Genomic DNA, 24,430 nt, shown 5'->3' with positions numbered 1-24,430 from the left:
AGAAACCGCAAACCGAAAAGGGACTGCCGAACGGCGTTCCGACGGCGGCGGTGAAGGAGGGACATCGATGAAAAGGGAAAAGCGCAAACAGGAGCCGACCGTCGCACCGGGGATGGATGACCGGGAGGAGCTGGAGCGGCGGGCGTCCGAGGAAGAGATCCGGGAAGGCGATTATACGGAAGTGACCTCCCTGTCGTGGGATGAGGCGGATCCGTCCTGAAGCGAGGTTCGAAAAAGGCCGGCAAGCCTGTCGGGCTTGTCCCCGTTTTCTCTTGCGGACGGTGGAATGGCCCTGCCATCCGCATTTCCGTTGTGTTATGCTAAAATCGCGGCGCCCGGGACATTTTCCGAAAGGAAGCGGACTTTCGGCCCCGGTGAAGGGCGGAGGAAAGTCCGGCGGAAGAGGACGGTCCCGGTCCCATGATCCAAAACCAGGGCGGAAAGGTTGTGGACGGCTTGAAGGAAGTATCGGCAGGCGGGGTGGTGTTCCGCCGCAGGGATGGCCGGGCGGAAATTTTGCTCATCGAGGATCGGTACGCCCGGTGGACGCTTCCCAAGGGAAAAAGGGAAAAGGGGGAGACGAACGAGGAGACCGCCCTGAGGGAAATCCGGGAAGAAACGGGGGTTTCGGGGCGGATCCTGCGCCCGTTGACAACGGTTCGGTACCGCTATTTCCACCCCGATCGCGGAGACGTGGAAAAGGAAGTGCACTATTTTCTGGTGGAGGCGACGAGCGAGGCGCTCGATCCCGCCCTGTCCGAAATCGGCGGGGCCCGCTGGCTTTCTCCGGAGGAAGCCTTTCGCCTCATGCAAAGGGAAGGATATGACAACAACCTGCCCGTGATGGAAGAGGCCTACCGCCACCTGGGGCTTCGTGCGGGCGAAACCTGAGAGCCGCGTTTTTTGCGGTTCGTCAAGCGGAAAACAAGGGGAGGAGAGCCATGACGGTATCCAATCTCGCATCGATGATCGATCACACCCTGTTGAAACCCGAGGCGACGGCGTCGGACATCGACCGTCTTTGCCGGGAAGCGTCGGAGCTTGGTTTTGGCGCGGTCTGCGTCAATCCCTGGTGGGTCTTCCGGGCGGCGGAACGGCTGAAAGGATCCGGCGTCCGGGTCTGCACGGTGGTCGGTTTTCCCCTCGGGGCCACGAGCACGGAGGCCAAGGAGGCCGAGACCAAACGGGCCGTCGCGGACGGGGCTTCCGAAATCGACATGGTGATGAACATCGGAGCCTTCAAGTCGGGGGACCGCCAGGGCGTGGAGGATGACATCCGGGCGGTGGTCCGGGCGGCCGGGGGGCGCACCGTCAAGGTGATTCTGGAGACCGGCCTGCTCGCGGAAGAGGAGATCCGCCTCGCCTGCGAGCTGGCCAAGGCTGCCGGAGCCCACTTTGTGAAGACCTCCACGGGTTTCGGACCCGGCGGGGCGACGGTGGAAGCCGTCCGCATCATGCGGGAGGCGGTGGGCCGGGAGATGGGAGTGAAAGCCTCCGGAGGGATCCGGAACCTGGCCGCGGCAAAGAAAATGATTGCCGCCGGAGCGAATCGGATCGGCACCAGTTCCGGCGTCGCCATCCTGGAGGAATTGGGAAACCGGGAGAAGTGACAGCCTTTCATAAGGGTTTTCCCCTTTTCGCCGCGGCGGCCCCCGTCATTTTCGCCCTTTGCTGATTCGCCAGACGATCACGCCGTCCGGAACGAGGGCGGTGACGAGCCGGGCGAAGGGCCGCGCAAAGGGCAGGGCGATCAGGGAGCAGAGGATGTTGAACAGGGTTTGGACGTGGGCCACCCGGGCGGCCGGATCGCCCTCCAACAGGCGGACGGCGTCGGCCAGCCAATGGACGGCCGGGGCAAAGAGAAGGACGCCGATCACATTGAGGAGCAGGTGGGCGACGGCCACCCGTTTGGCGGACCGGCCCGTTCCGGTGGCGGCGATCAGGCCGGTTGCGCAGGTTCCCACATTGCTGCCGAGGACAATCGCGACGGCGGCGGGCAAAGGCAGCAGCCCCGCGGAGTAAAAGCCCATGGTCATGGCGACGGCGGCGCTGCTGCTCTGGATGACCGCCGTCAGCAGGGTTCCGGCGGCGATGCCGGTCCAGATCGGATTTTCCCCCTGTTCCAGGAACCATTGGATCCATCCCCGTTCCTTCAAGGGGAAGGACAGCCATTGCATCGCTTCCATCCCGAGGAAGATGCAGCCGAAACCGGCGAGGGCCATCCCCGCGCCCTTGATGCGCTTCCAGGGAAGGAGATGCAGGCATCCGCCTGCCACGAGCATGGGGACGGCGAAATCCTCGATCTTCAGGGCGAGGATTTCGGTGGTGACCGTTGTTCCGATATTGGTGCCCAGGATGATGCCGATGGTTTGGGGAAAAGTGAGAATTCCGGCGTCCACCAGGCCGATCGCCAGAACGGTCACCGCGCTGCTGCTCTGCAACAGGGATGTGACGATGAGACCGGTGAACATCCCGCGGGCGGGCGTGCGGGTGAAGCGGAGAAGCAGGGACTCCAGCCGATCCCCCGCCAGGATGCCCAGCCCGATGCGGATCAGTTGCATTCCGAACAAAAAAACGGCCAAACCCGTTGCAAAGGGTATCAATATCTCCTTCACAGGCACCGCCCCCTCTCCCATGTATATGGCCCGAGGGGGACAGGCATGACGGGGCCGGAAAAATCGCGCTGAAATCCGGGTGAAAGAAAAAAGCCCCTCCCCGGGGGCTTCATCCGTCATTTGCGCCGTTTGGGAATGTAGGGCGGATTGTCGAGGCCCGATTCCGGATCCGGCGTGTAGGGACCGGGCCATTCGGGGTAGCGGGGGGGTTGTTCCGACCGCCCCGACGGTTTCCGAGTCGGATCCGGTTGAGCGGGGCCGAAGCTGGCCCACGGGGGGTGATCCGGGGACAGGTCGCCCTGATCGAACGGATCGGGATAGCCGCGGCTCTCGTGAAAATCAGGCCGATGCTCTACTTTGGGTGGGAAATCCGGGTCGTGCTCCATCCAATCGGGATCGTCCGCGTTCCTCATCCGCTGCAGCTCTTCCCTGACGATTTTCCGTATCATCTGCCGCAGCTGGGCATCTGCCTTCTTTTTGGACACAGGCCTTTGCACTCCTTTCCTTGAGGGTGGGCGGTCGTTCTATTATATGCGCCATTTTTCAGGAGGTGTGGGACGGACGCCGGGGCAAAGGCAGCGTCTTTCGCAAACCGGACGGTTCTTGGTATAATATCGCCAAATCGGACAAGGGGGGTTTTCTGTGGTCGATTGCATTTTTTGCGGCATCGTCGAGGGCAGCGTTCCCTCCGACAAGGTGTACGAGGACGACAGCGTGCTGGCCTTTCGGGACATCAATCCCGTGGCGCCGGTTCACGTGCTGATCATTCCCAAAAAGCACGTTCCGTCCCTTTTGGATGCGGAAGAAGAACCTGAACTGATGGGAAAAATCATCGCGGCGGCCTCCAAGGTGGCCAAAGAGTTGGGACTGGCGGAAAAAGGGTTCCGCTTGGTGAACAATTGCGGTGAACACGGGATGCAGACCGTCTATCACATCCATTTCCACCTGATCGGCGGGCGCCAGCTCACCTGGCCTCCCGGATGATTTTGACATCTTCTTTTGGGCTGGGGTATAATAGGTGTTGACTTACTGCGCATCATCCGGTTTTTCCGGATGAATTTCGGGCGGTGTTGGGCCGAAGCGTTTCCATGCAGGTGTTTGGGTTTTCCGTCCCCTGTGGGACAGGGCCGCTCGCTTGCGTGATTGGACAGTGAAGGTTTTGTCTCACCCGGCTTCTTTTCGTCCGGGCGGCTCACCTGGCCCGCGGAGGGAGGGAAAAGCGTGGCCGAAGTTCGCGTTCGCAAAAACGAATCGCTGGATAACGCTCTCCGCCGTTTCAAGCGCTCCTGCGCCAGGGACGGACTTTTGGCCGAGGTGCGCAAGCGCGAACATTACCAGAAACCGAGCGTCCGCCGGAAAAAGAAATCCGAAGCGGCTCGCAAGAAACGCAGGTAAAAGAGGTGCCGAAAAGGATGAGCCTGACCCAGCGGTTGGAGCAGGATATGAAGACTGCACTCAAAAATAAAGACAAGACGAAATTGAGCGTCATCCGCATGGTGAGGTCCGCCATCAAAAATGCGGAAATCGAGCGGGGGCGCCCCCTCGAGGAAGGGGAAGTGCTGGACGTCCTTTCCCGGGAGTTGAAGCAGCGCAAGGAATCGCTTCAGGAATTTGAAAAGGCGGGGCGGACCGAGCTGGTGGAGAAGATGAAGGCGGAGATCGCCGTGGTGGAAGCTTATCTGCCCGCTCCCCTGTCTGAAGAGGAGTTGCGGGAGTTGGCCCGGCAGGTGATCGACGAGGTGGGCGCTTCATCCCCTGCGGACATGGGCAAGGTGATGAAGGAAATCATGCCCCGCGTCAAGGGACGAGCCGACGGAAAAGAGGTGAATCGGATCGTCCGCGAGTTGTTGGGCTGACAAGATCGGGCAACTGTTGCAGGCTGTTGACGCAGGTGCGAAGTCAACAGCCGCTTTTTTTCGGAGGGTGGATCGGGAGCAAGCGCCGATGGAGGCGGAGGTCCGCAAAGCCCGAGCGCGACTTCACAGGGAAATGGCGACTTAAGGAGGTTGAAACGGAACGGAGGGATTCCCCCGGTGAAGCGGGTTTCTTTGGTGTTGATCGGTGCGGCACTGCTTCTTTTGTGCTGGCCGGGCTGGTCTGCGGCGGAACCTTCGGGCGCCGGGAAAGTGGTTTACTGGATACCGGTGGAACAGGAAGTGGAGCGGGGATTGTCCGCCTTTCTCGAGCGGGCGCTGACTGAAGCGGAAGAGGCCCGGGCGGAGGCTGTCGTTTTGGAAATCGACACCCTGGGCGGGGAAGTGGAGGCAGCCCTGGAAATCGGAAAGCTGATCCGCCGTTCATCGGTTCCGGTGATCGCCTACATCCGGGGAGAGGCCATTTCCGCAGGGGCCTACATTTCCCTCAATGCGGATCAGATCCTGATGGCCCCGGGAAGCGCCATGGGCGCCGCTGAACCCCGCACGTTTTCCGGCGAAGTGGCCGATCCGAAGACGGTTGCCTTCTGGTCCTCCAACATGCGCGCCGCCGCCGAGCAGGGAGGGCGGAACGGGGATGTCGCCGCCGCCATGGTGGATCGCAACGTGGAAATCAAGGGGCTGAAGAAGAAGGGAGAGCTGCTCAGCCTGTCCGCCGAGCAGGCGGTTGAGTGGGACATGGCCGACCGCATCGTGCCCTCCGAAAGGGAGGTGCTGCCGGCAATCGGGCTGGGGGATGCGGAAGTGGTCGAAGTGGAGCTGACGCCCGCCGAGAAGTTTGCCCGCTGGGTGACCAGCCCCTATGTGGTTCCCATCCTGCTCCTGCTGGGACTGGGCGGAATCGCCCTGGAGCTGCTCACCCCGGGCTTCGGGGTTCCGGGCGCCGTGGGACTTTTGTCCTTTGGTCTCTATTTCTTCGGGCATTATCTGGCCGGACTGGCCGGGATGGAGACGGTGCTGCTCTTTGTCGCCGGGATCGTGTTGATGGTGATCGAACTGTTTGTTCCCGGCTGGGGCATCTTCGGCGTGCTCGGCCTGATTTCCCTGGGAACCGCCGTGGTGTTGGCCGCCTATGACCCTGCCTTCGGCATCATCTCCTTGTCGGTGGCGCTGGCCATCACGCTGATCGGGGTGTGGATCGCCGTCAAGGTTTTTGGCATGAAGGGCGTTTGGGCCAAAATCATCCTGAAGGAGTCCCAACAGAACGAATCGGGTTATACCTCCTCCAGGGATTGGAAACACTTGGTGGGAAAACAAGGGATCACGTTGACGCCCCTCCGGCCCGCGGGCTGGGTTCAAGTGGACGGCGAGAAATACGACGTGGTCAGCGATGGCGGCATGATTCCCGCCAAAACGGCGGTGAAAGTGGTTCACGTGGAAGGGTCCCGCATCGTTGTTCGTCGAATAGATACCACCGAAGAAAAAACATCCGAGGAGGAAAAGTGATATGGAAGCGGCAGGTTTGCTGACGGTGATCATTCTCGTGGTCCTAGTCATCGCTTTCCTTGCCATCCTGTTTTCATTCGTTCCTGTCATGCTGTGGATCAGTGCGATGGCTTCCGGCGTGTATGTCGGCCTGACCACCCTGATCGGAATGCGCTTGAGAAGGATCCCTCCGGCCCGGATCATCAATCCCCTGATCAAGGCGCGCAAAGCGGGATTGGACGTTACCATCGAGCAATTGGAAACCCACTACCTGGCGGGGGGAAACGTGGACCGGGTCGTGGACGCGCTGATTGCCGCCCAGCGGGCGAACATCGATCTGGTGTTTTCCCGGGCGGCGGCGATCGATCTGGCCGGCCGGGACGTGCTGGAAGCGGTGCAGATGAGCGTGAACCCGAAGGTTATTGAAACGCCGACGGTTTCCGCCGTGGCCAAGGACGGAATTGAAGTGAAGGTCCGGGCGCGGGTGACCGTGCGGGCCAACATCGACCGCCTGGTCGGCGGTGCCGGGGAAGAAACGATCATCGCCCGGGTGGGCGAGGGAATCGTCACCACCAACGGTTCCGCCGACAGCCACAAGGATGTGCTGGAAAACCCCGACATGATCTCCCAGACGGTCCTGGAAAAGGGATTGGACGCGGGAACCGCCTTTGAAATCCTGTCCATCGACATCGCCGACGTGGACGTGGGGAAAAACATCGGGGCCGAGCTGCAGACCGACCAAGCCGAGGCCGACAAGCGGATCGCCCAGGCCAAGGCGGAGGAACGTCGGGCGATGGCCGTGGCCAAGGAACAGGAAATGCGCGCCCGCGTGGAAGAGATGCGCGCCAAGGTGGTGGAGGCGGAAGCCCAAGTGCCCCTGGCCCTCGCCGAAGCCCTGCGTTCGGGCAAGATCGGCGTGATGGATTATTATCAGTTGCAGAACTTGATGGCCGACACCAATATGCGGAAATCGATCGGAGATCTGGCCAAAGACGAGGATGCCGACAAATGATGTTGCGTCCCGATGCTGTCCGGCGGGGAGGTGACGGGAATGGAATTGCTCATTCTCATGGTGGCACTTGCGCTTTGGATCCTGCAAAAGGTGCTTTCTTCCTCGAATAAGGAGGAGGCCAATCGGCGAAAAAAAAGGAGGCCTCCCGCACCCGCTCCCTGGAGGGATCCGTGGGGGGAGCGGACGGACTCTCTCCCCTTTCCGGATCTTTTTGGGGAGCACGCCGACGGAGATTCCGCACGTTCCACCTCTCCCTCCGCAGCCGGACCTGTCAAGGAGAATATTCAGCGTATCGCGAAAAAAATCGAAGAAGCGAAAGAACAGGTGAAGGATGTTCAGGCGGCGGTCTCCGAGGCGGAAAAACCGGAGAAAACCCTGAAGAAGGTACAACCTCCGATTCCGGATTTGAAAGGAAGGAAGAAGTCTTTCCGGCTGGAGAAGGGCTTGTTTACAAAGGACAGTCTGGTCCGGGGCATCCTGTTGCACGAGATCCTTGGCCCCCCTCCTTCGCGCCGTTATTTTCAAGGGGTGCATCGCCGCAATTCATAGGCACGGGCGACAGATCCGACGGGATCTGTCGCTTTGTTTTGGGCGGGAAATGGCGCGATTTCAGGATGCTCACCGGATAAAGCGGGTTTTAAGGGGTGTAGAGGAAATTCCTGTTCATGGATTGCGCCAAATAAATAATATACAACCGCCCGTTTTTTAAATTGTTGTGAATCCGATGGACAAGCAAAAAGCCGGAGATTGCCCGCATTTTCCGGATGCCCGTCGCAATTTGGGGCGGTGCCATCTCCTAAACCGAGAGGATTTTGAATTTGGAGGCAATTGAAATATGGATATTACCCTTCAAAATCTGTTTCGACAGCCCCCATTTGTAATGCTTTGGTTGTCCCAAACGCTCCAATCTCTCGGGACGGTTCTCCTTCAAGTGATTGTAATGGTCAACGTATACCGTCACACGGATTCCGTATTCAGCTCATCCCTGGTCTTGGCCGTCATGGCACTGGGTTCTTTTGCAGGCGGAATCCTGGGCTCCCGTTACATCCACCGCTTTTCGCCGGTTCAAATGTTGAAGTGGATCGAATGGTCCCGGGCGGGATTGACCGTGATTCTGGGATTGTTCCTGTATAAAATAGAGCCCCTTCTGTTGTTTCTGACATTGGCCGTTCTCTTTGTCGTCGCGTGGATGGGTGCATGGTATCAACCCGCCCGTTTTGCATTGCTTCCCATGGTTGTCTCAAAAAAGGAATATATGAAGGCAAACGGAACCCTGAATGTCGTTTACCAACTGTTTCTGGTTGCCGGATGGGGACTGGGAGGAATGCTTGTCGCCGCTTTCCCTTTTTACGCCGTCATTCTGATCATCACCCTGTCTTTTTTGTTATCAGGCGTCTGTATTCGAGGGATCCGATTAAAGGAATCCGCGACCCTTGGAAAAACATCGAAACCGGAACCGGCTTGGCGGAAAATCTTTCGAGCCGGGGTGATCCGAAATTTGACGTTGATGGACCTTTTTGAAGCCTTGGCCAATGTTGTGTGGACCAGTGCCTTCATACTGGCTTTCACTCACGAGATCTTGGGAAAAGGAAGCGAGTGGTGGGGGTTTATCAACGCTTCTTATTGGGTCGGCGGAATCGTCGGAAGTTTCATGGTGGTTCTTATCACCGGGTTTTTGGAAAAGCGTGTGGGTTATATGATTGCGCTAAGCGCATTGTCGATGTCCCTTTTGACCTTTTTCTTTGCCGTAAACTCAACTGCGATATTGGCGTTGTGGCTGTGCCTGATGATGGGACCGATTTACCAAATAAGGGAAATCTGCCAGGAAACCGTTCTGCAGGATGTACTCTCCCCGATGGAGAGAGCCAAGGTGATGGCGGCAAGAGTCGCCCTGCTGACTCCCTGGGGGGCGTTGACTCACCTGATCATGGGGTGGCTGGCGGATCGGACCGACATTCAGTCTGCATACCTTCTCGGCGCGGTTTTGTACGGGATCACGTTTTTGATCGCGATCCTCCATCCGCAGTTGAAGAATTATCAGTATCGGACAGGGGAAAAATCGTCGGCTTCCCAATCATCCTGAAGGGGCATCGAAAAGGGATGTGCTTCTCCGACAGACAGAGGAGCGGCGGGTGTTCGGTGATTTTTCCCTAGAAGACCCACGCCTTTTCGGCTTATGGAAACAGTTCACCTGCAGGAAATCCGGCCGTACACCCATACTAACAGCAAAGGAGGTGAACCGCATGGCGCGTCGGAGCAATCGCCTTCTGGTTCCGGGGGCGGCCCAAATTTTGAACCAGTTCAAGGAGGAAATCGCGGCCGAATTCGGTGTCACCCTTGGTCCCGACACGACGTCCCGAGGAAACGGATCGGTCGGTGGAGAAATCACCAAGCGTCTGGTTCAGCAGGCGCAGCAGGGTCAATCGCAATGATCCGGGGATCGTTTGTCCAGCCGGGCCCTGTTGAGGGTCCGGTTTTGCTCTTTCGGAGAAAAATACGGTCCGATGTAGCCCTTATTTTGTTCCGTGCCAAATAAAAACATTCCCGCCTGAAGGAGGGCGCGTCCATCATAATCGGGGAGCCCGACGCATAAGGGTTAAAAAGAAGATGGAGGGCTTGTTTCATGCTTAAAGGGACCGTCAATTTTCGCCGCCGTCTCGCCCGATGGATGGACCTCCCCCCCGATGTGACCGCGGAGGTTCCCCGGATCCAGATGGTCGGATCCCTCCAGGTGATGGTGGAAAACCATCAGGGGTTGGACTTTTTCAGCGATTCCGAGATTCTTCTGAGGATCCGCGGAGGGAGGATTCGGATTCGAGGGGAGAAATTGGTGATTCGCGCAATTTATCCGGGGGAGATGTGGATCGAGGGCCATATTGTCGAAATGAGGTTCACGGATTAGGGGGAGAAGCGCGTTGGTCGAATTCATCAAGGGAAAGGTAACCGTCGAACTGTCCGGCTCCCGGCTCACCCCGCTCATCAACGAGGCCATGGAAGAGGAGATCGTCCTGGGAGACATCCGCTTTCTGGACGAGGAACGGATCCGGTTGACCGTTCTTCTCCCCGATTTTTTCCGCCTGGTGAAAATCCTTCGACGGCGATCCGGCATCCGGATGCGGATCATATCCAAGCAGGGACTTCCCTTTTTGCTCTCCAAGATGTACAAGCGCAAGTTTTTTGCGGCAGGGGTTGTGCTCTTCGTTTTTTTGCTTATGGCGATGAGTTCCTTTGTCTGGAAGGTGGAGGTGGAGGGAAACGAGCGGATCCCGGAGGAACAAATCCTGACGTATGCCCGGGAAGCGGGAGTGTTTCCCGGACAGCTGAAGTTTCGCGTGCCGGATGGCGAAGAGATTCAGCACCGGTTGGCCATGCGGCTGCCACAGGCTTCCTGGGTGGGATTCCGCCTGGAGGGCACCCGGGCGGTGATCACCGTTGTCGAAAAGCGGGAAACGGAGGAGGAGAGAGAACGGTCTCCGGGACCGGTTCACCTGGTGGCGCGCCGGAGTGCGCTGATTTATGACATGAGGGTGGAGCAGGGAAAGCCCGTGGTTCAGGTGAACGACATGGTGAAAAAAGGGCAGTTGTTGGTATCCGGTATCTACGGGAATCCGGAGGAAGACGGTTCGGAACGGGTGGTCGGCGCCAAGGGAAAGGTGTGGGGGGAGGTTTGGTACGATTCGGATGTGGTCGTTCCCCTGGAACAGAAACGGAAGGTGTACACCGGAAATCGCGACAGAGGCTATTATCCCTACGTGGCGTCGCGGATCATCCGGCTTCCCTTTTTGTACCCGGTTCCCTTCAAGGATTTTGAAACGGTGGAACGGGCCCATGTTCTCCGCCTGTTCCATTGGCGGCTCCCCATCGGATGGGTGGTGGAAGAGCGGTTGGAAATGAAATGGATAAAGCGCAGGCTGACCCCCGAGGAGGCGATCCGTCTGGGGAAGGAGCGGGCCCGGGCGGACGTGCGGGAGAAAATCGGACCGGACGGGCGGATTTTGTTGGAAAAGGTTTTGCAACCCCGCGTCGATAGTGGTAAAGTTTATATGAAGGTACACTTCGACGTAATTGAAAATATTGCGGTATCTCAACCGATTCTGCAAGGAGAATGAGTCCTTTGTCCGAACCGATCAAAATCGTGTTGCGTGATGCGGCGGAAGCCCTTTCCCTCTTTGGACCTCATGATGCATATCTCAAGCGGATTGAAGCCGAAACTTCCGCCAAGATTGTGACCCGGGGCGAGGAGCTGGTGATCAACGGTCCCCCGGAGGAACGGGAGATCTTGCACCAGCTGTTTCGCGTTCTCCTCAGTTTGATTCGCAAAGGGGTTCATTTGAGCGAACGGGATGTGGTCTATGCCCATCGGCTGGCCAAGCAGGGACTGGCGGAGGAACTCCTGGAACTGTACAGCGAGGAGATCGGCGTCACCTACAAAGGGAAGCCCGTCCGGGCGAAAACCCTCGGCCAGCGCCACTACGTGTCCGCCATCAAAAAGGCGGACATCGTGTTCGGCATTGGGCCCGCGGGGACGGGGAAGACGTTCCTGGCCGTCGCCATGGGAGTGACCGCCCTGAAAGCCCACCGGGCCAAGCGGATCGTCCTGACGCGCCCGGCGGTGGAAGCGGGGGAAAACCTCGGATTTCTGCCCGGAGATCTGCAGGAAAAGGTGGATCCCTATCTCCGACCCCTGTATGACGCGCTGTATTATATGCTCGGTGTGGAGCAAGTGTCGAAGATGATGGAGAAAGGGATCATCGAGGTGGCTCCGCTCGCCTACATGCGGGGGCGCACGCTGGAGGATGCTTTCGTGATCCTGGACGAGGCCCAGAACACCACGCCGGAGCAGATGAAGATGTTCCTGACCCGTTTGGGTTTCGGTTCCAAAATGGTGGTCACGGGAGACGTCACCCAGGTGGACCTTCCGAAAGGGAAGAAGTCGGGTCTTGTGGAAGCGGAGCGCATTCTTCGCGATATCGACGGGATCCGCTTTATCCACCTGACCCAGGAAGATGTGGTGCGACACAGCCTTGTCCAGAAAATCATCGACGCTTACGCACGGAACGGCTGAGGCGTTTTCCCAAGGAGTCGGTCCTGGATGAAGCCAAAGGTGAAGCAGAACACCGCCAGCCGGAAGCAGACGCCCCTTGCGTCCGGCTGGCGTTCAAGCGCCTGGGTGCGCTTTGCCTTTTACGGGTTGGTCGGGATTTTCGGTTATTTTTTATTGCTCAATCCGGTTCTGCCCAAACAGTACGATCTCAAACCCGGCGCAGTCAGTCCGGAAACGATCGTGGCGCCGGTGACCAAGATCGATCAGAAGGCGACGGAACAGGTCCGCGAGGAGGCGGCTCAATCCGTTCCCTTGCAATACCGCAAAGACGAGCAGATCACCAGCCGTCAGCTGGAGCGCCTCGAACGGATTTTCGATCAGATTCGGGAAGCGGAAGGCAGTTCCGCGTCCGAGAAAGAAAAGACGGAACGGCTTCGCGCGTTGATTCCCGCCATGTCCGACGATTTCTACAAGGCCTTGGCCCGGATTCCGGAGAAGGAGATCCCCGAAGTCCGCTCCGCCATCCGAGAGGTGCTGCAGCAAGTATTGTCGGAGGGCGTTCGTCCCGCCCAGCTGGTGCAAAAGCGGGAGCAGGCCATCCAGATGCTGGAGAAGTCCTACCCTCGTGGAAAGGCCCGTGATGCCGCCGCGGAACTGTTGCGGACCCTGATCGTCCCCAATGTGGTGGTCGACAAGGCTTTGACCGATGCTCTGCGGGAAACGGCAAGGGAGAGCGTCAAACCCGTGATCATCCAGAAGGGCGACGTGATTGTCGCCGCCGGGGAAGTGGTGACCGAAGAAAAGATCCGGGAGTTGAGGGAACTGGGTCTCATCCGGCATCATCTCAATTTCCGGTTTTACACGGGTCTGATCCTTTTCCTTCTGATCTGGCTCGCCCTGCTGTATGTCTGCGTCCAGCGTTTTCATCCGGAAATTCACGCCGACAACGGCAAAGTGTTGATGATGGCGGCGGTCTTCATCCTCAACCTGTTGGCGATGAAGGTTGTCTCCCTGGGGCAGGATCTGGAATGGAGCACTGTGGGCTATTGCGCCCCCTTTGCCTTTGGGCCGATGCTCCTCGCTCTGCTTTTGGACACCCGGCTGGCCATATGGTTCGGTGTCCTGTTCAGCCTGGCCGCCGGAATTTTCTTCAACGCCGAAGGCCCTCTGCTCTTCGATTACCGCTACGGGCTGGTCGCCCTGGTCAGCGGAACGGCGGGCGCCTTGGCCTTGGCCGGGGTGCGAAACCGCCCCTCCATTTTCCGGGCGGGCCTGTTTGCTTCATTTGCCGCGACGATGGCCGTTGTCGCGCTGCACCTGCTCGTGCCGGCGGAGGGAGATCTCCGGTTGTTCCTCCAATCCGTCGGTTTTGCTCTTCTCTCGGGCGTGATTTCCGCCGTGCTGACCATCGGATTTCTGTCGCTGTTTGAAACGGTCTTCGACATTCTTTCGCCGCTGCGCCTGTTGGAGCTGTCCAATCCCAACCATCCCCTGTTGCGCAAACTGCTGGTGGAGGCGCCGGGGACCTATCATCATTCCGTCATGGTTGCAAACCTGGCGGAATCGGCGGCGGAGGCGATCGGGGCCGACGGACTGTTGGCCCGGGTGGGGGCTTATTATCACGACATCGGCAAGCTGAAACGGCCGCAGTTTTACATCGAGAACCAGATGCAGATGGATAACCCCCACGACAAGATCTCTCCCCATCTGAGCAAAACGATCATTTTGTCCCACCCCAAAGATGGCGTGGAGATGATGGAAGCCTACCGCATTCCCAAGCCGATCCGGGATATCGCCGCCCAGCATCACGGCACGACGCTGCTCAAGTATTTCTACCACAAGGCGAAGGAGCTAAACGGCGACAGTCAGGTGCTGGAGGAGGATTTCCGCTATCCCGGTCCGAAGGCGCAGTTCAAGGAAGCGGCCATCGTGGGGATTGCCGACTCCATCGAGGCGGCGGTCCGCTCCTTGTCCCGCCCCACGCCGGGGCGGATTGAATCGATCGTCCGCAAGGTGATTCGGGAGCGCCTGGAGGACGGCCAATTCAATGAATGTGACCTGACGCTGAAGGAGTTGGAAGTTATCGGCCGTTCCATGTGTGAAACCCTTCAGGGAATTTTCCACGCCCGGATTGAGTATCCCGAGGAGGTATCCGGGAAAGGAAAGGATGTCAAAAATGGAGTTGTCGGTTGATATTCAGGTGGAAATTCCGCTGACGGAAGAGGAGCGATCCGTTCTCCGCTGGGTCCATGCGAGCCTTGAGGAGGCGGCCTCGGCGGAAGGGTTGCCGCCGGCGGAGGTTTCGGTGACGATCGTGGATGATGAGGGCATCCGCCGGTTGAACCGGGACTTTCGCCAGGTGGACCGCCCCACGGATGTTCTCTCCTTTCCCCAGTGGGAGCCGGGAGAGCCGATGGAGGGCGCGGGGGATGGCCCCGTTCCCCTCGGGGACATCGTCATCTCCTTTCCGCGCGCCCGGGAGCAGGCCGACGCCTACGGCCACTCCCTGGAGAGGGAAATCGGCTTTCTGGCGGTTCACGGCTTTTTGCACCTGCTCGGGTATGATCATGAAACGGAAGAAGAAGAGCGACGCATGTTTGCCCGCCAGGAGGAGATATTGGGGCGAGTCGGCCTCAGAAGGTAGGAGTGGTGGCCCATGTGGCTGACCAAACTGCTACATAGTTTCCGGTTTGCGCTGGAAGGATTAAAATATACCCTGGTCACCCAGCGCAACATGCGGATCCATTTCCTGGCCGCGCTGGGGGTTTTGCTGCTGAGCCTGTATCTCCCGCTCAGCAAAACCGAAGTGCTCCTGCTGTTCGTCGCGATCGTTCTGGTGCTGGTGGCCGAGCTGTTCAACACCGTGGTGGAAGCCGTGGTCGACATGATCACGAAGGATTTTCACCCCTTGGCCAAGGTGGCCAAGGATGTGGCCGCCGGGGCGGTTCTGCTTACCGCCGGTTTTGCGGTCGTGGTCGGTGTGAGCGTTTTTTATCCCTATCTCGATCCGTTGAAGCTTTCCTACTTTGAAGAGGCCCCCATGCCGCCCAATATCGGAATGGTGGCCATTTTGGTCGCCGACTTTTTTCTGACCCTGCTGCTGAAGGGCTGGTTTCACCGCTTGGGGCAGACCCGGTGGGAACCCAGCATGACCACGTCCATCGCCTTCTGCATCGCCACTTCCGTCGCCCTGATGATTCGCCATCTGCTCATCGCCCTGCTGGTGTATCTGCTCACCGCCCTTCTCGTGGGAACGCGGCTGCACATCAAGACGAGGAGGAGTACCGTCGTCATCGGAGCGCTTTTGGGAACAGCCGTCGCACTCATCGGTTTTATCCTGCTGTGACTGCCTGAAAGGGAGAACGACATGTTCAAATCGATCCGCAACCATCTCATCATCGGAACCTTGGCATTGCTTCCCGCTGTGGCCACTTTATACGTGCTGAAACTCCTTTTCCAGTTCATCGACCCCACCCTCGGAATCACCGTGGCCCGGATCATGGATTGGGTGGGCTTGGTGGAGTTTCCCCTCCAGGTGGGGCAGCTCAGGTTTGAAACCCATATCCCCGGCGTCGGACTGCTCCTCACCCTGGGGCTGCTCGTCCTGGTGGGGATCATGGCCAAGAGCTTTTTCGGCCGGCAGATGATCCTTTTTACGGAAAGGGTTTTCACGCGGATTCCCATCGCCCGCAGCATTTACTCCACCGTGAAGCAGATCACCAATGCCTTCGGTCACGATGCCACCTCCTTCAAGCGGGTGGTCATGGTAGAGTATCCGCGGAAGGGCATCTACACGCTGGGGTTTTACACCGGCGAAAGCAGTGAAGAAATCCGCCGGCGGTCCGGGGAAAAGGTTCTCAACATCTTTCTTCCCACCACGCCCAATCCCACCTCGGGTTGGCTCGTGCTCGTCCCTGAAAAGGATGTGATCTTTCTGGACATCACGGTGGAGGACGGACTGAAATACATCATTTCCGGGGGTGTGGTGGTTCCGCCGGCGAACGGGCGCGGGGAGCGGGCGGAAGGCCCGCCTTTCGCACCGGAAGATTCGTCGGGCGTGCGCCTCAGGATCAGGAGACAGGGAGAGGTGGGGCCATGAAAGAGATGCTGCTTGCCGAAGCGCGCAGGGCGAGGGAGCACGCCTACGTTCCCTACTCCCGCTTTCCGGTGGGGGCCGCCCTTTTGACCGACGACGGGGCGGTGTTCAGGGGGTGCAATGTGGAGAACGCCTCCTACGGATTGACCAACTGTGCGGAAAGAACCGCCCTGTTCAAAGCCGTTTCCGAGGGCAAACGCCGCTTTGCGGCATTGGCGGTCATCGCCGACACACCCGGTCCCGTCGCCCCCTGCGGGGCCTGCCGCCAGGTGATGGCGGAGTTGTGCCCGCCGGACATGAAGGTGTACCTGGCCAATCTGAAGGGAGATTGGAAGGAAACCACCGTGAAAGAGCTGTTGCCCGACTCCTTCGGCAGGGAGGAACTCCAACATGAGCCATAAATCGGGGTTTGTTGCGCTGATCGGCCGGCCCAACGTGGGGAAATCCACGCTGATGAACCACGTGGTCGGCAGAAAAGTGGCGATCATGTCGGATAAGCCCCAGACGACGCGAAACAGGATCCGGGGCATCTTTACCGACGAGCGGGGGCAGATCGTGTTTCTGGACACCCCCGGCATCCACAAGCCCAAATCGAAGCTGGGCGAACACCTGGTTCAGACGGCCCGGGCCGCTCTGGAAGAGGTGGATCTGATCCTCCTGCTGGTGGATGCCGAGGAGGGGATGGGTCCGGGAGACCGCTTCATCATCGAGCACCTGAAGCAGGTGGAAACGCCCGTTTTTCTGGTGGTGAACAAGATCGACCGGGTGCATCCCGACGCCCTGCTTCCGCTGATCGATTCCTATCGCCGCCTCTATTCCTTCAAGGAAGTGGTTCCCATTTCCGCGCTGCAGGGGAACAACACGGGCACCCTCGTGGATCTGATCTTCAGGGAACTGCCCGAAGGCCCCGCCTATTATCCGGCGGATCAGGTGACCGACTCCCCGGAACAATTCATTGTCGCGGAACTGATTCGGGAAAAGGTGCTCTTCCTCACCCGGGAGGAGATTCCCCATTCCGTGGCGGTGGTCGTCGAAGAGATGATCCCCCGGCAGGACCGGGAGACCGTGTACATCCGGGCGACGATCTATGCGGAACGCCCCTCCCAAAAGGGGATATTGATCGGGAAGCGGGGGGCCATGCTGAAGGAAGTGGGCCGACTGGCCCGGGAGGAGATCGAACGTTTGCTCGGGAACAAGGTGTACCTGGACCTGTGGGTGAAGGTGAAAAAGGACTGGCGGAACGAAGAGGCTTATCTGCGCCGGTTCGGATACGGCGATGTGGAATAGAAAGAAGGCGGTTGGCGGAATTTTCCCGGACGGATAGCAATATTTCCAAGTCATACTCCCAAGCCTCCCGGTCATCCTAACCCTATAGAAAGACAACCGACGTCAGGGAAAGGATGGGTGCTGGTTGCGCAATTTCTATTGGAATGTCTTTGCGGTAACTGGCAGTATCGATGCGTACCTGATGTACAAGGAAGTGGACGGGATCAAGGACGATTCCGCCAAGGACCGGGAGGAGGAGCATGACCGGGAGGAAGTCCATTAGGGGAAGGGCTTGTCCATGTTGATCAAAACCGAGGGAATCGTCATTCGGACCCGGGATTACGGGGAAAGCCACAAGGTGGTCGTCCTGTTCACGGCGGAACGGGGAAAGCTGCCCGTCCTGGCCCGAGGGGCGAAAAAGCCGAGGAGCCGTCTGGGAGCGGTCACGCAACTTTTCACCCGGGGGCAATATCTCTGCTTTTTGGGATCGGGGATGGGAACCCTGTCCCAGGGAGAGCTGATTTCCTCCCACCACGGACTCCGTTCCGATCTCCTGTTGACGGCGACCGCCGCTTACCTGGTGGAACTGCTGGACCGCATGACGGAGGAGAAGGATCCTTCGCCCGCTTTGTACCGCCTGCTGTCTTCCACGTTGGATCAACTGGAAGGGGGCACCGATCCGGAGATCCTTTCACGGATCTTCGAGCTTAAAGTATTGGAGGCCGCGGGATACCGGCCCGTGCTGGACAAGTGCGCCCTTTGCGGCTCAAGAGACCGTCCCGTTCGCTTCAGCGTCCGGCAGGGCGGTTTTTTGTGCTCCGATTGCCTCCACCGGGATCCGCACACCCTTCCTTTGTCGGAGACGGCCGCCCGCCTTCTGCGGCTCTTGCAGCGCATTACCCCGGATCGGATCGGGGAAGTGCGGGTGAAGGAGGAGACCAAGGCGCAGCTGGAGCGGGTTCTCAGGGCCTTTATCGACGAATATGCGGGCATCAAGTTCAAGTCCCGCCCCTTTTTGGACCAGTTGCGCAAAGATTGGTCCAAGTCGCCGGATCGTTGACAACAGAAGGCCTCGTCTGATATATATAAGACTACATACCACGTACATACCGCGTGCAAAGCGCGCTGTTTCGGGCAATGAAATAAGGGCCGCGCGATGACGGAAAGGAGTAGCCGGCTCCTCCGTGATCAGCGAGTCGGGGAGGGTGAGAGCCCGGCCACGGAACCGGTGAAGGGCGTTCCTGAGCGCGATGGCGAAATGAGGGGGTCGGCGCTGCCGGCCAAATAGGGTGGAACCGCGGGAAAAGCTCCCGTCCCTATGGTTTTCGGGCCATGGGGCGGGGGTTTTTTTAACGGCAATCCGACAGGAGGTGCAGGCGATGCATTTTCAGGAAATGATACTGAGACTGCAAACCTTCTGGGCGGAACAGGGATGTGTCCTCGTTCAGCCCTACGATGTGGAAAAGGGAGCGGGAACCCTCAATCCGATGACCTTTTTGCGGTCTCTCGGTCCGGAGCCCTGGAAGGTGGCCTACGTGGAGCCTTCCCGCCGGCCGGCGGACGGGCGGTACGGGGAAAACCCCAACCGGGTTTATCAGCACCACCAATTTCAAGTGATTCTGAAGCCTTCGCCCGACGATGTCCAGGAGGTGTATCTGGACAGTCTCCGGGCGTTGGGGGTGGATCCCCGCCGCCACGACATCCGCTTTGTGGAGGACAACTGGGAGCATCCCATGCTGGGCGCCGCCGGACTGGGATGGGAAGTGTGGATCGACGGGATGGAGATCACCCAGTTCACCTATTTCCAGCAGGTGGGCGGATTGGAGGCCGATCCCGTCTCCGTGGAGCTCACGTACGGTTTGGAGCGCCTGGCCCTTTACCTGCAGGACAAGGAGAGCGTCTACGATCTGGAGTGGGTGGAGGGTGTGACCTACGGCGACGTGTTCCGCCAGGCGGAATACGAGCACTCCAAATACTCCTTTGAGGTGGCCGACACGGACCTCTTGTTCCGCCTCTTTGACGACTGCGAGCGGGAAGCCCTCCGCGCCCTGGAGGCCAAACTGGTTCTGCCCGCCTACGATTGGGTGCTGAAGTGCTCCCATACCTTCAACCTGCTGGAAGCCCGGGGGGCGATCAGCGTGACCCAGCGGACTGGTTACATCGGCCGGGTGCGCGATCTGGCGAGAAAATGCGCCAAAGCTTACGTGGAAGAGCGGGAACGGCTGGGATTTCCTCTGTTGAAAGGGGGAGAAAAGCGTGGCTGAAAGGGAATTGCTGTTGGAGATCGGCTGTGAGGAGATACCGGCCCGGTTTGTGGGCGAAGCGGCCAAGCAGTTGAAAGAGCGGGTCGAAAGCTGGCTCAGGGAGAATCGGATCGACTACCGGACCAGTCATACATATGCCACGCCCCGGCGGCTCGCCCTGCGGGTGGAAGGGGTGGCCGAGCGCCAGCGGGATGTGCGGGAAGAGGTGCGAGGCCCGGCCAAGCGGATTGCCCTCAAGGAGGACGGAAGCTGGAGCCCCGCCGCGGTGGGGTTTGCCCGGAAGCAGGGCGTCTCTTTGGACGATCTGTATTTTGGCGAACACAAAGGGGAAGAGTACCTGTTCGCCCGGAAGGTGATGAAGGGGAAAGCCACCGGGGAATGTCTGCAGGAGGGACTTCCCGGCGTGCTGTCGTCCATCCACCTTCCCGGCGCGATGCGCTGGGGGAGCGGCCGGACCCGGTTTATCCGCCCGGTGCGGTGGTTGGTCTGCCTCTTCGGCCGGGAAACGGTTCCCTTCTCCTGGGCAGGCGTCACCGCCGGCAATCGGACGCGCGGACACCGGTTTCTGGGGGAAGAGGTGGAACTCTCTTCGCCGGAGGAGTATCTGGAAACCCTCCGAAAGCAATGGGTGATCGCCGATGTGGAGGAACGCAGGCAACGGATTCTCGACCAGCTGCGCCGGTTGGAGGAGGAAAAGGGTTGGCGCATTCCCGTTGACGAGGGTTTGCTGGAAGAAGTGACCCATCTGGTGGAATATCCGACGGTCCTCGCCGGCTCCTTTGACGAGAAATTTCTCGAATTGCCTCCGGCCGTGCTGATTACGACCATGAGGGAACATCAGCGCTACTTCCCGGTGACGGCCGCAGACGGAAGCCTGCTTCCCCATTTCGTCACGGTCCGGAACGGGGACGATGTCGCCCTGGATGTGGTGGCCCGGGGAAATCAGAAGGTGCTCAGGGCCCGTCTGGCCGACGCCCGCTTCTTCTACGAGGAGGATTTGAAGCTCTCCATCGACGAGGCGGTCTCCCGGCTCGACCAGATTGTTTTCCATGAGAAACTGGGGAGCATCGGGGACAAGGTGCGCCGCGTCCGCACCCTGGCCCTTTCCATTGCGGACTGGCTCGGATTGGATGAGGAAACGGTGAGGAAAATCGACCGGGCTGCGCGAATCTGCAAATTCGATCTGTCCACGCAGATGGTGTACGAATTCCCCGAGCTGGAGGGAGTGATGGGCGAAGAGTACGCCCGGCGGGCCGGGGAAGATCCGGAGGTATCCCGGGCGGTTTTCGAACATCACTTGCCCCGCCATGCCGGGGACGAGCTCCCCGCCTCCGTTGTGGGAACCGTCCTCGCCCTGGCCGACAAGATCGATGCCCAGGCCGCTTTCCTCGGCATCGGCATCCAGCCTTCCGGTTCCCAGGATCCCTACGGGTTGCGCCGCCGGGCCGCCGGTTTGATCCAGATCCTGCTGCACCGGGATTGGCCGTCGGTGACGCTGAATCGCCTGTGGGACCATGCCCTGGAGCTTCTGCGGGAAAAGGGGCTCGTCACCCAACCCGCGGAGGAAGTGAAGAAACGGCTGGAGGAATTCTTCGCCCTCCGCCTGCGGACGGTCCTGCAGGAGGCGGAAATCCGCCACGACGTCATCGATGCCGTGTTGGCCGCCGGGGTGGGAGACCCCCGGCTGGCGGTGGACAAGGCCCGGTTTCTGATGGAGCGGGTGAAGGAGGAAGACGCCTTCAAACCGGTGGTGGAGGCCTTCAACCGGACCGCCAACCTGGGAAGGAAGGGAGATCCGAACAGGGGGGTGGACCCGTCGCTGATGGAGGAGGAAGCGGAGCGCCTCCTCTGGAACGCCTACCGGCAGGCCGCCGACCGGTTCGAGGCCGCCCTGTCCCGTCGGGACGTCGCCGGCATGTACCAGGCCCTGGCGGAGATGGCTCCCACGATCCATCGCTTCTTCGACGAGGTTTTCGTGATGGCCGAGGATGAAGCCGTCCGGGCCAACCGCCTGGCGCTTCTCCGCCGGCTGACCGATTTGGTGAGGCGTTTCGCCCACTTTGATCGGTTGGCCGGGTGAGTTTTCACCGGGGCCGGACGTTCCCAACGCGGCCCCGGGCCCTTTTTTTGCGGGCCGGGCATCGGATGTGCGGATTTCCGCGGCCTCCGAATTTCCGCCGGGCCGGTCCTTTGTTTTTTTTCCGCCGCCAAGTGGCGATTAGCGGGCGCACGCGATGGCGGGAGGCGGTTTGTCCGACAAGAATGCCGGGTTGATGGCGAGATTGCGACGGCGAAAGGGCAAGATGTGATGAAGAGAAGCTTCACCATCCTCACGGATTGCAAGCTGCGCTCTTTCAACAAAACCCCGGACCGCAAACCGGTCCGGGGTTTTGTCACGATTCCACCACATACAAATCCGGCGACACGTCGGACAGGAAAGGAGTGGCTTTGCCCGCGCAATAAAGATGCAGTTCGTGCATTGCCCGGGTACAGACCGTATAGAACAGTTTCCGCTCGCTTTCCCTTCCGTATCGCGCTTCCTGGGCGTCGAAAACGATCACCGCGTCAAACTCCAGCCCCTTGGCCAGATAGGAGGGAATGACGAGGGGACCCGCTTCAAAGGTGACTGTCTCCTTTTCGATGAGCCGAAGGGAGGGATAGCGCTTCTTCAGCCCTTCATAGGCTTCCCGGCTCTCCCGGGCGGTCTTGCAGATGATTGCGATGGTCCGGTGGCCGGCGTCCTGAAGGCGGCGGATGCGGTCCGGGATTTTTTCGAACAGCTGCTCCCGATCCTCCACCTGCGTCCACGTCGGCTTGGGGCCGTCGCGGTGGAAGGGTTCGATTTGATCGCCTCCTTCGATCAGTTCCCGGGTGAACAGGACGATTTGCCGGGTGGAACGGTAGCTCCGCGTCAGGATGAAGGTCTCGGTTTCATCGGCTCCGAACAGGCCGGTCAGGAAATCAAAGCCCGATTCGGCGGAGATGAAGATCGCCTGGTTGAAGTCGCCGAGAACGGTCATGCTGGCCCGCGGGTACAGGTGTTTGAGGAAAGCGAATTGAAACGGGGAAAAGTCCTGGGCCTCATCCACAAACACGTGGCGAATGTGGGGGTTGGTTTGAAACCCTTCGATTTTCTCCGTCAGATAAAGAAAGGGAGTCGCATCCTCGTAAGCCAATTCGTTCCGCCCGAGGCGTTCCGCCGTCCGGGCGCAGATGGCCTTCCACCCCTGCGGCAGGCGGATGTCCGGCATCATGCGCGGAACGAAATCGGGATCCGCAAACAGCCGCCGATACAAAGAGGGGATGTCGACAAACCGATACCGCTTGATGAAGTGCCGCAAGGGTTTGAACCGCTCCTTCACCACGAAGGAGGCGAGCCACTCCCGTTCCTTTTTCAAGTCATCGGCGCCGTTTTCGGAGAATCCCGGCTGGCGCTTAAGCTCCCTGTAGGCGCGCTGGTAGGTCTCGGCGTCGAGCAGTTCGATCTCATCCTCCACCCAGGGCTTCTCTTTCTCTTTTTCTTCCATTTCTTCCAGAAGATCCAGGAGCTGTTCTGCCAGCCGGCTCATGCGGCCGGAGATCGACCGCGAGGGATCGAGGGAATAAAACCGCCTTTCGATTTCTTCGGCGGGGATGAGAACCCGGTTTTGAAAGACGACATCCCTGAAGATCAGGCCTTCCCGTCCCAGGCGCTCGAGGTATCGATCGATCACTTCCATGAAACGGGTCGATGTTTTGAACCGGATGCCCTGGAGACGCTCGTCGTATCCCGGTTCGTTCATCCCCTTAAGCACGTATTCCATCTGATCGAAGGGATCCTCCAGGCGGAACCGTTTTCCAAGCCGGTTTTCCAACATTTCCTGAAAGGTGGTCTGTTGCATGTTTTCCTCACCCAATCCGGGGAGAACCGTCGATACATAGCTGTTGAACATCGGGTTGGGAGAGAACAGGACCACCTGCTCCGCCGTCAGCGATTTTCGGTAGCGGTACAGAAGCCAGGCCACCCGCTGCAGGGCCGTCGAGGTTTTTCCGCTGCCTGCGGCTCCCGATACCACCAGGAGCCGTTTTCCCTCGTTTCGGATGATGCGGTTTTGTTCCTTTTGGATGGTGGCCACGATGTTTTTCATCTGCGCGTCCGAATGGCGGCCGAGGACCTCCTGCAGCAGTTCGTCGCCGATCGTGATGCCGGTGTCAAACATGCTCCGGATCCGGCCGTCGCGGATGACAAACTGGCGCTTGTTTTTCAGCGTCCCCGTCACCTCGCCCGCGGGGGTCTGATACCGCACCGGTCCGGGCGAACCTTCATAATACAGACTGGCGATGGGGGCCCGCCAATCATAAACCAGGGGTTCTCCCTCCTCGTCGCGGACCGAGGCGATTCCCAGGTAAATCGATTCGGCCTTCGATTCCCCGTCTTCGACGAAATCGATCCTCCCGAAGTATGGGGAGTCCTTCATCCGAACCAGCGTTGTCAACCGCCTGCGGGCGTGACGGTAGCTCCGCTCCCGCTCTGCCAGCACCCTGGCCTGCTGATTGACGCTGGCGAGGGTTTCGATAGTGTCGTGGGGATCGCCGAAGTTGATCGTCACTTCATCCCAGAAATTTCGGCTCATTTCCAGGACTTCCTTTTTGATCGCCTCCGTCTGTCGCCGGAGTGCGCGGATTTGGTGGTCGATTTTTTGGACGACTGCATCGACTCGCTCCTGTTCCTTTTCCAATTCCCGTTCCGCCGCCATGGGTGACCTCTCCTTTTTTTTTGGGATGAAATGTTGAC

27 protein-coding genes are annotated in these 24,430 nt (G+C 59.4%); 24 read left to right on the top strand and 3 right to left on the bottom strand.

Features of this window, described 5'->3' with window-relative positions; all coding sequences use genetic code 11:
* Nucleotides 1-67: 67 nt before the first annotated feature.
* From BM063_RS17505 to deoC, 3 genes are all read left to right on the top strand, one after another.
* Nucleotides 68-220: a hypothetical protein gene (locus BM063_RS17505; protein WP_177198924.1), complete on the top strand. Its 153-nt coding sequence runs from the start codon at nucleotides 68-70 to the stop codon at nucleotides 218-220.
* A gap of 200 nt (nucleotides 221-420) precedes the next feature.
* Nucleotides 421-891, top strand: coding sequence for an NUDIX hydrolase (locus BM063_RS01735; protein ID WP_245751966.1), 471 nt, complete (start codon nucleotides 421-423; stop codon nucleotides 889-891).
* Nucleotides 892-941: 50 nt separating this feature from the next.
* Nucleotides 942-1,610 carry a deoxyribose-phosphate aldolase gene (gene deoC / locus BM063_RS01730; protein WP_092035592.1) on the top strand — a complete coding sequence of 223 codons (669 nt, stop codon included), beginning with the start codon at nucleotides 942-944 and terminating at the stop codon, nucleotides 1,608-1,610.
* A 45-nt stretch (nucleotides 1,611-1,655) separates the two neighbouring features.
* Here deoC and BM063_RS01725 read toward each other — a convergent pair whose 3' ends face one another.
* Together BM063_RS01725 and BM063_RS01720 are read right to left on the bottom strand one after the other, a co-directional pair.
* Nucleotides 1,656-2,615: a Na/Pi symporter gene (locus tag BM063_RS01725; protein WP_092035649.1), complete on the bottom strand. Its 960-nt coding sequence runs from the start codon at nucleotides 2,613-2,615 to the stop codon at nucleotides 1,656-1,658.
* A 116-nt stretch (nucleotides 2,616-2,731) separates the two neighbouring features.
* Nucleotides 2,732-3,100 (bottom strand): hypothetical protein, encoded by a 369-nt coding sequence (locus tag BM063_RS01720; RefSeq protein WP_092035591.1) that lies wholly within the window; start codon nucleotides 3,098-3,100, stop codon nucleotides 2,732-2,734.
* Between the two features lie 157 nt (nucleotides 3,101-3,257).
* Between BM063_RS01720 and BM063_RS01715 the strand changes: the two genes are divergently transcribed.
* The 21 genes from BM063_RS01715 (at nucleotide 3,258) to glyS (ending at nucleotide 21,736) form a co-directional block, all read left to right on the top strand.
* On the top strand, nucleotides 3,258-3,599 hold the full coding sequence (locus BM063_RS01715) for a histidine triad nucleotide-binding protein (protein ID WP_092035590.1): 342 nt from the start codon (nucleotides 3,258-3,260) through the stop codon (nucleotides 3,597-3,599).
* 237 nt (nucleotides 3,600-3,836) lie between these two features.
* Nucleotides 3,837-4,010, top strand: a complete 174-nt coding sequence (rpsU, locus tag BM063_RS01710) for a 30S ribosomal protein S21 (protein ID WP_092035589.1) — start codon at nucleotides 3,837-3,839, stop codon at nucleotides 4,008-4,010.
* A gap of 17 nt (nucleotides 4,011-4,027) precedes the next feature.
* A complete protein-coding gene (locus BM063_RS01705) occupies nucleotides 4,028-4,471 on the top strand; it encodes a GatB/YqeY domain-containing protein (protein WP_092035588.1) in 444 nt (147 codons plus the stop codon).
* A 150-nt stretch (nucleotides 4,472-4,621) separates the two neighbouring features.
* On the top strand, nucleotides 4,622-5,995 hold the full coding sequence (locus BM063_RS01700; protein ID WP_092035587.1) for an NfeD family protein: 1,374 nt from the start codon (nucleotides 4,622-4,624) through the stop codon (nucleotides 5,993-5,995).
* Between the two features lies 1 nt (nucleotide 5,996).
* Nucleotides 5,997-6,986 (top strand): flotillin-like protein FloA, encoded by a 990-nt coding sequence (gene floA / locus BM063_RS01695; RefSeq protein WP_092035586.1) that lies wholly within the window; start codon nucleotides 5,997-5,999, stop codon nucleotides 6,984-6,986.
* Between the two features lie 39 nt (nucleotides 6,987-7,025).
* On the top strand, nucleotides 7,026-7,535 hold the full coding sequence (locus BM063_RS01690) for a hypothetical protein (RefSeq protein WP_143085198.1): 510 nt from the start codon (nucleotides 7,026-7,028) through the stop codon (nucleotides 7,533-7,535).
* A gap of 286 nt (nucleotides 7,536-7,821) precedes the next feature.
* Entirely contained in the window at nucleotides 7,822-9,069 is a 1,248-nt protein-coding gene (locus BM063_RS01685) for an MFS transporter (protein WP_092035584.1), read from the top strand.
* A 160-nt stretch (nucleotides 9,070-9,229) separates the two neighbouring features.
* A complete protein-coding gene (locus BM063_RS01680) occupies nucleotides 9,230-9,418 on the top strand; it encodes an alpha/beta-type small acid-soluble spore protein (protein WP_092035583.1) in 189 nt (62 codons plus the stop codon).
* 191 nt (nucleotides 9,419-9,609) lie between these two features.
* Entirely contained in the window at nucleotides 9,610-9,888 is a 279-nt protein-coding gene (gene yqfC / locus BM063_RS01675) for a sporulation protein YqfC (RefSeq protein WP_092035582.1), read from the top strand.
* Between the two features lie 13 nt (nucleotides 9,889-9,901).
* Nucleotides 9,902-11,095, top strand: a complete 1,194-nt coding sequence (gene yqfD, locus BM063_RS01670) for a sporulation protein YqfD (RefSeq protein ID WP_177198922.1) — start codon at nucleotides 9,902-9,904, stop codon at nucleotides 11,093-11,095.
* Between the two features lie 5 nt (nucleotides 11,096-11,100).
* Nucleotides 11,101-12,051 carry a PhoH family protein gene (locus BM063_RS01665; protein WP_425439104.1) on the top strand — a complete coding sequence of 317 codons (951 nt, stop codon included), beginning with the start codon at nucleotides 11,101-11,103 and terminating at the stop codon, nucleotides 12,049-12,051.
* 27 nt (nucleotides 12,052-12,078) lie between these two features.
* The gene (locus BM063_RS01660) at nucleotides 12,079-14,223 is read left to right on the top strand and encodes an HD family phosphohydrolase (protein ID WP_092035579.1); all 2,145 of its coding nucleotides are present in this window, start codon (nucleotides 12,079-12,081) and stop codon (nucleotides 14,221-14,223) included.
* A complete protein-coding gene (gene ybeY, locus BM063_RS01655; RefSeq protein ID WP_092035578.1) occupies nucleotides 14,207-14,674 on the top strand; it encodes an rRNA maturation RNase YbeY in 468 nt (155 codons plus the stop codon). Before BM063_RS01660 ends, ybeY begins: the two co-directional genes overlap by 17 nt.
* Nucleotides 14,675-14,686: 12 nt before the next feature.
* Complete coding sequence (locus BM063_RS01650; protein WP_092035577.1) at nucleotides 14,687-15,376, top strand: diacylglycerol kinase family protein; 690 nt, start codon at nucleotides 14,687-14,689, stop codon at nucleotides 15,374-15,376.
* Nucleotides 15,377-15,397: 21 nt separating this feature from the next.
* A complete protein-coding gene (locus BM063_RS01645) occupies nucleotides 15,398-16,129 on the top strand; it encodes a DUF502 domain-containing protein (protein ID WP_092035576.1) in 732 nt (243 codons plus the stop codon).
* Complete coding sequence (locus tag BM063_RS01640) at nucleotides 16,126-16,527, top strand: cytidine deaminase (protein ID WP_092035575.1); 402 nt, start codon at nucleotides 16,126-16,128, stop codon at nucleotides 16,525-16,527. Before BM063_RS01645 ends, BM063_RS01640 begins: the two co-directional genes overlap by 4 nt.
* A complete protein-coding gene (era, locus tag BM063_RS01635) occupies nucleotides 16,517-17,413 on the top strand; it encodes a GTPase Era (RefSeq protein ID WP_092035574.1) in 897 nt (298 codons plus the stop codon). The genes BM063_RS01640 and era overlap by 11 nt, the downstream gene beginning before the upstream one ends.
* A gap of 124 nt (nucleotides 17,414-17,537) precedes the next feature.
* Entirely contained in the window at nucleotides 17,538-17,675 is a 138-nt protein-coding gene (locus BM063_RS01630; protein ID WP_092035573.1) for a YqzL family protein, read from the top strand.
* 15 nt (nucleotides 17,676-17,690) lie between these two features.
* On the top strand, nucleotides 17,691-18,452 hold the full coding sequence (recO, locus tag BM063_RS01625; protein ID WP_092035572.1) for a DNA repair protein RecO: 762 nt from the start codon (nucleotides 17,691-17,693) through the stop codon (nucleotides 18,450-18,452).
* Between the two features lie 319 nt (nucleotides 18,453-18,771).
* Nucleotides 18,772-19,656: a glycine--tRNA ligase subunit alpha gene (gene glyQ / locus BM063_RS01620; protein WP_092035571.1), complete on the top strand. Its 885-nt coding sequence runs from the start codon at nucleotides 18,772-18,774 to the stop codon at nucleotides 19,654-19,656.
* Complete coding sequence (glyS, locus tag BM063_RS01615) at nucleotides 19,649-21,736, top strand: glycine--tRNA ligase subunit beta (protein WP_092035570.1); 2,088 nt, start codon at nucleotides 19,649-19,651, stop codon at nucleotides 21,734-21,736. Before glyQ ends, glyS begins: the two co-directional genes overlap by 8 nt.
* 313 nt (nucleotides 21,737-22,049) lie before the next feature.
* Here glyS and helD read toward each other — a convergent pair whose 3' ends face one another.
* Nucleotides 22,050-24,392 (bottom strand): RNA polymerase recycling motor HelD, encoded by a 2,343-nt coding sequence (gene helD / locus BM063_RS01610; RefSeq protein WP_092035569.1) that lies wholly within the window; start codon nucleotides 24,390-24,392, stop codon nucleotides 22,050-22,052.
* Nucleotides 24,393-24,430 lie beyond the last annotated feature (38 nt).

Source organism: Planifilum fulgidum (assembly GCF_900113175.1).
In the GTDB taxonomy this organism is placed as follows: domain Bacteria; phylum Bacillota; class Bacilli; order Thermoactinomycetales; family DSM-44946; genus Planifilum; species Planifilum fulgidum.
Note: the sequence above shows the minus strand (reverse complement) of the source record. Positions and strands in the feature narration are given on the sequence as shown.

Excerpts from the sequence above, each read along its gene's own strand:
- BM063_RS17505 (WP_177198924.1), top strand. The coding sequence starts at position 68 with ATGAAAAGGGAAAAGCGCAAACAGGAGCCGACCGTCGCACCGGGGATG.
- BM063_RS01735 (WP_245751966.1), top strand. The coding sequence starts at position 421 with ATGATCCAAAACCAGGGCGGAAAGGTTGTGGACGGCTTGAAGGAAGTA.
- deoC (WP_092035592.1), top strand. The coding sequence starts at position 942 with ATGACGGTATCCAATCTCGCATCGATGATCGATCACACCCTGTTGAAA.
- BM063_RS01705 (WP_092035588.1), top strand. The coding sequence starts at position 4,028 with ATGAGCCTGACCCAGCGGTTGGAGCAGGATATGAAGACTGCACTCAAA.
- floA (WP_092035586.1), top strand. The coding sequence starts at position 5,997 with ATGGAAGCGGCAGGTTTGCTGACGGTGATCATTCTCGTGGTCCTAGTC.
- BM063_RS01690 (WP_143085198.1), top strand. The coding sequence starts at position 7,026 with ATGGAATTGCTCATTCTCATGGTGGCACTTGCGCTTTGGATCCTGCAA.
- BM063_RS01685 (WP_092035584.1), top strand. The coding sequence starts at position 7,822 with ATGGATATTACCCTTCAAAATCTGTTTCGACAGCCCCCATTTGTAATG.
- BM063_RS01680 (WP_092035583.1), top strand. The coding sequence starts at position 9,230 with ATGGCGCGTCGGAGCAATCGCCTTCTGGTTCCGGGGGCGGCCCAAATT.
- yqfC (WP_092035582.1), top strand. The coding sequence starts at position 9,610 with ATGCTTAAAGGGACCGTCAATTTTCGCCGCCGTCTCGCCCGATGGATG.
- BM063_RS01660 (WP_092035579.1), top strand. The coding sequence starts at position 12,079 with ATGAAGCCAAAGGTGAAGCAGAACACCGCCAGCCGGAAGCAGACGCCC.
- ybeY (WP_092035578.1), top strand. The coding sequence starts at position 14,207 with ATGGAGTTGTCGGTTGATATTCAGGTGGAAATTCCGCTGACGGAAGAG.
- BM063_RS01650 (WP_092035577.1), top strand. The coding sequence starts at position 14,687 with ATGTGGCTGACCAAACTGCTACATAGTTTCCGGTTTGCGCTGGAAGGA.
- BM063_RS01645 (WP_092035576.1), top strand. The coding sequence starts at position 15,398 with ATGTTCAAATCGATCCGCAACCATCTCATCATCGGAACCTTGGCATTG.
- BM063_RS01640 (WP_092035575.1), top strand. The coding sequence starts at position 16,126 with ATGAAAGAGATGCTGCTTGCCGAAGCGCGCAGGGCGAGGGAGCACGCC.
- era (WP_092035574.1), top strand. The coding sequence starts at position 16,517 with ATGAGCCATAAATCGGGGTTTGTTGCGCTGATCGGCCGGCCCAACGTG.
- recO (WP_092035572.1), top strand. The coding sequence starts at position 17,691 with ATGTTGATCAAAACCGAGGGAATCGTCATTCGGACCCGGGATTACGGG.
- glyQ (WP_092035571.1), top strand. The coding sequence starts at position 18,772 with ATGCATTTTCAGGAAATGATACTGAGACTGCAAACCTTCTGGGCGGAA.
- helD (WP_092035569.1), bottom strand. The coding sequence starts at position 24,392 with ATGGCGGCGGAACGGGAATTGGAAAAGGAACAGGAGCGAGTCGATGCA.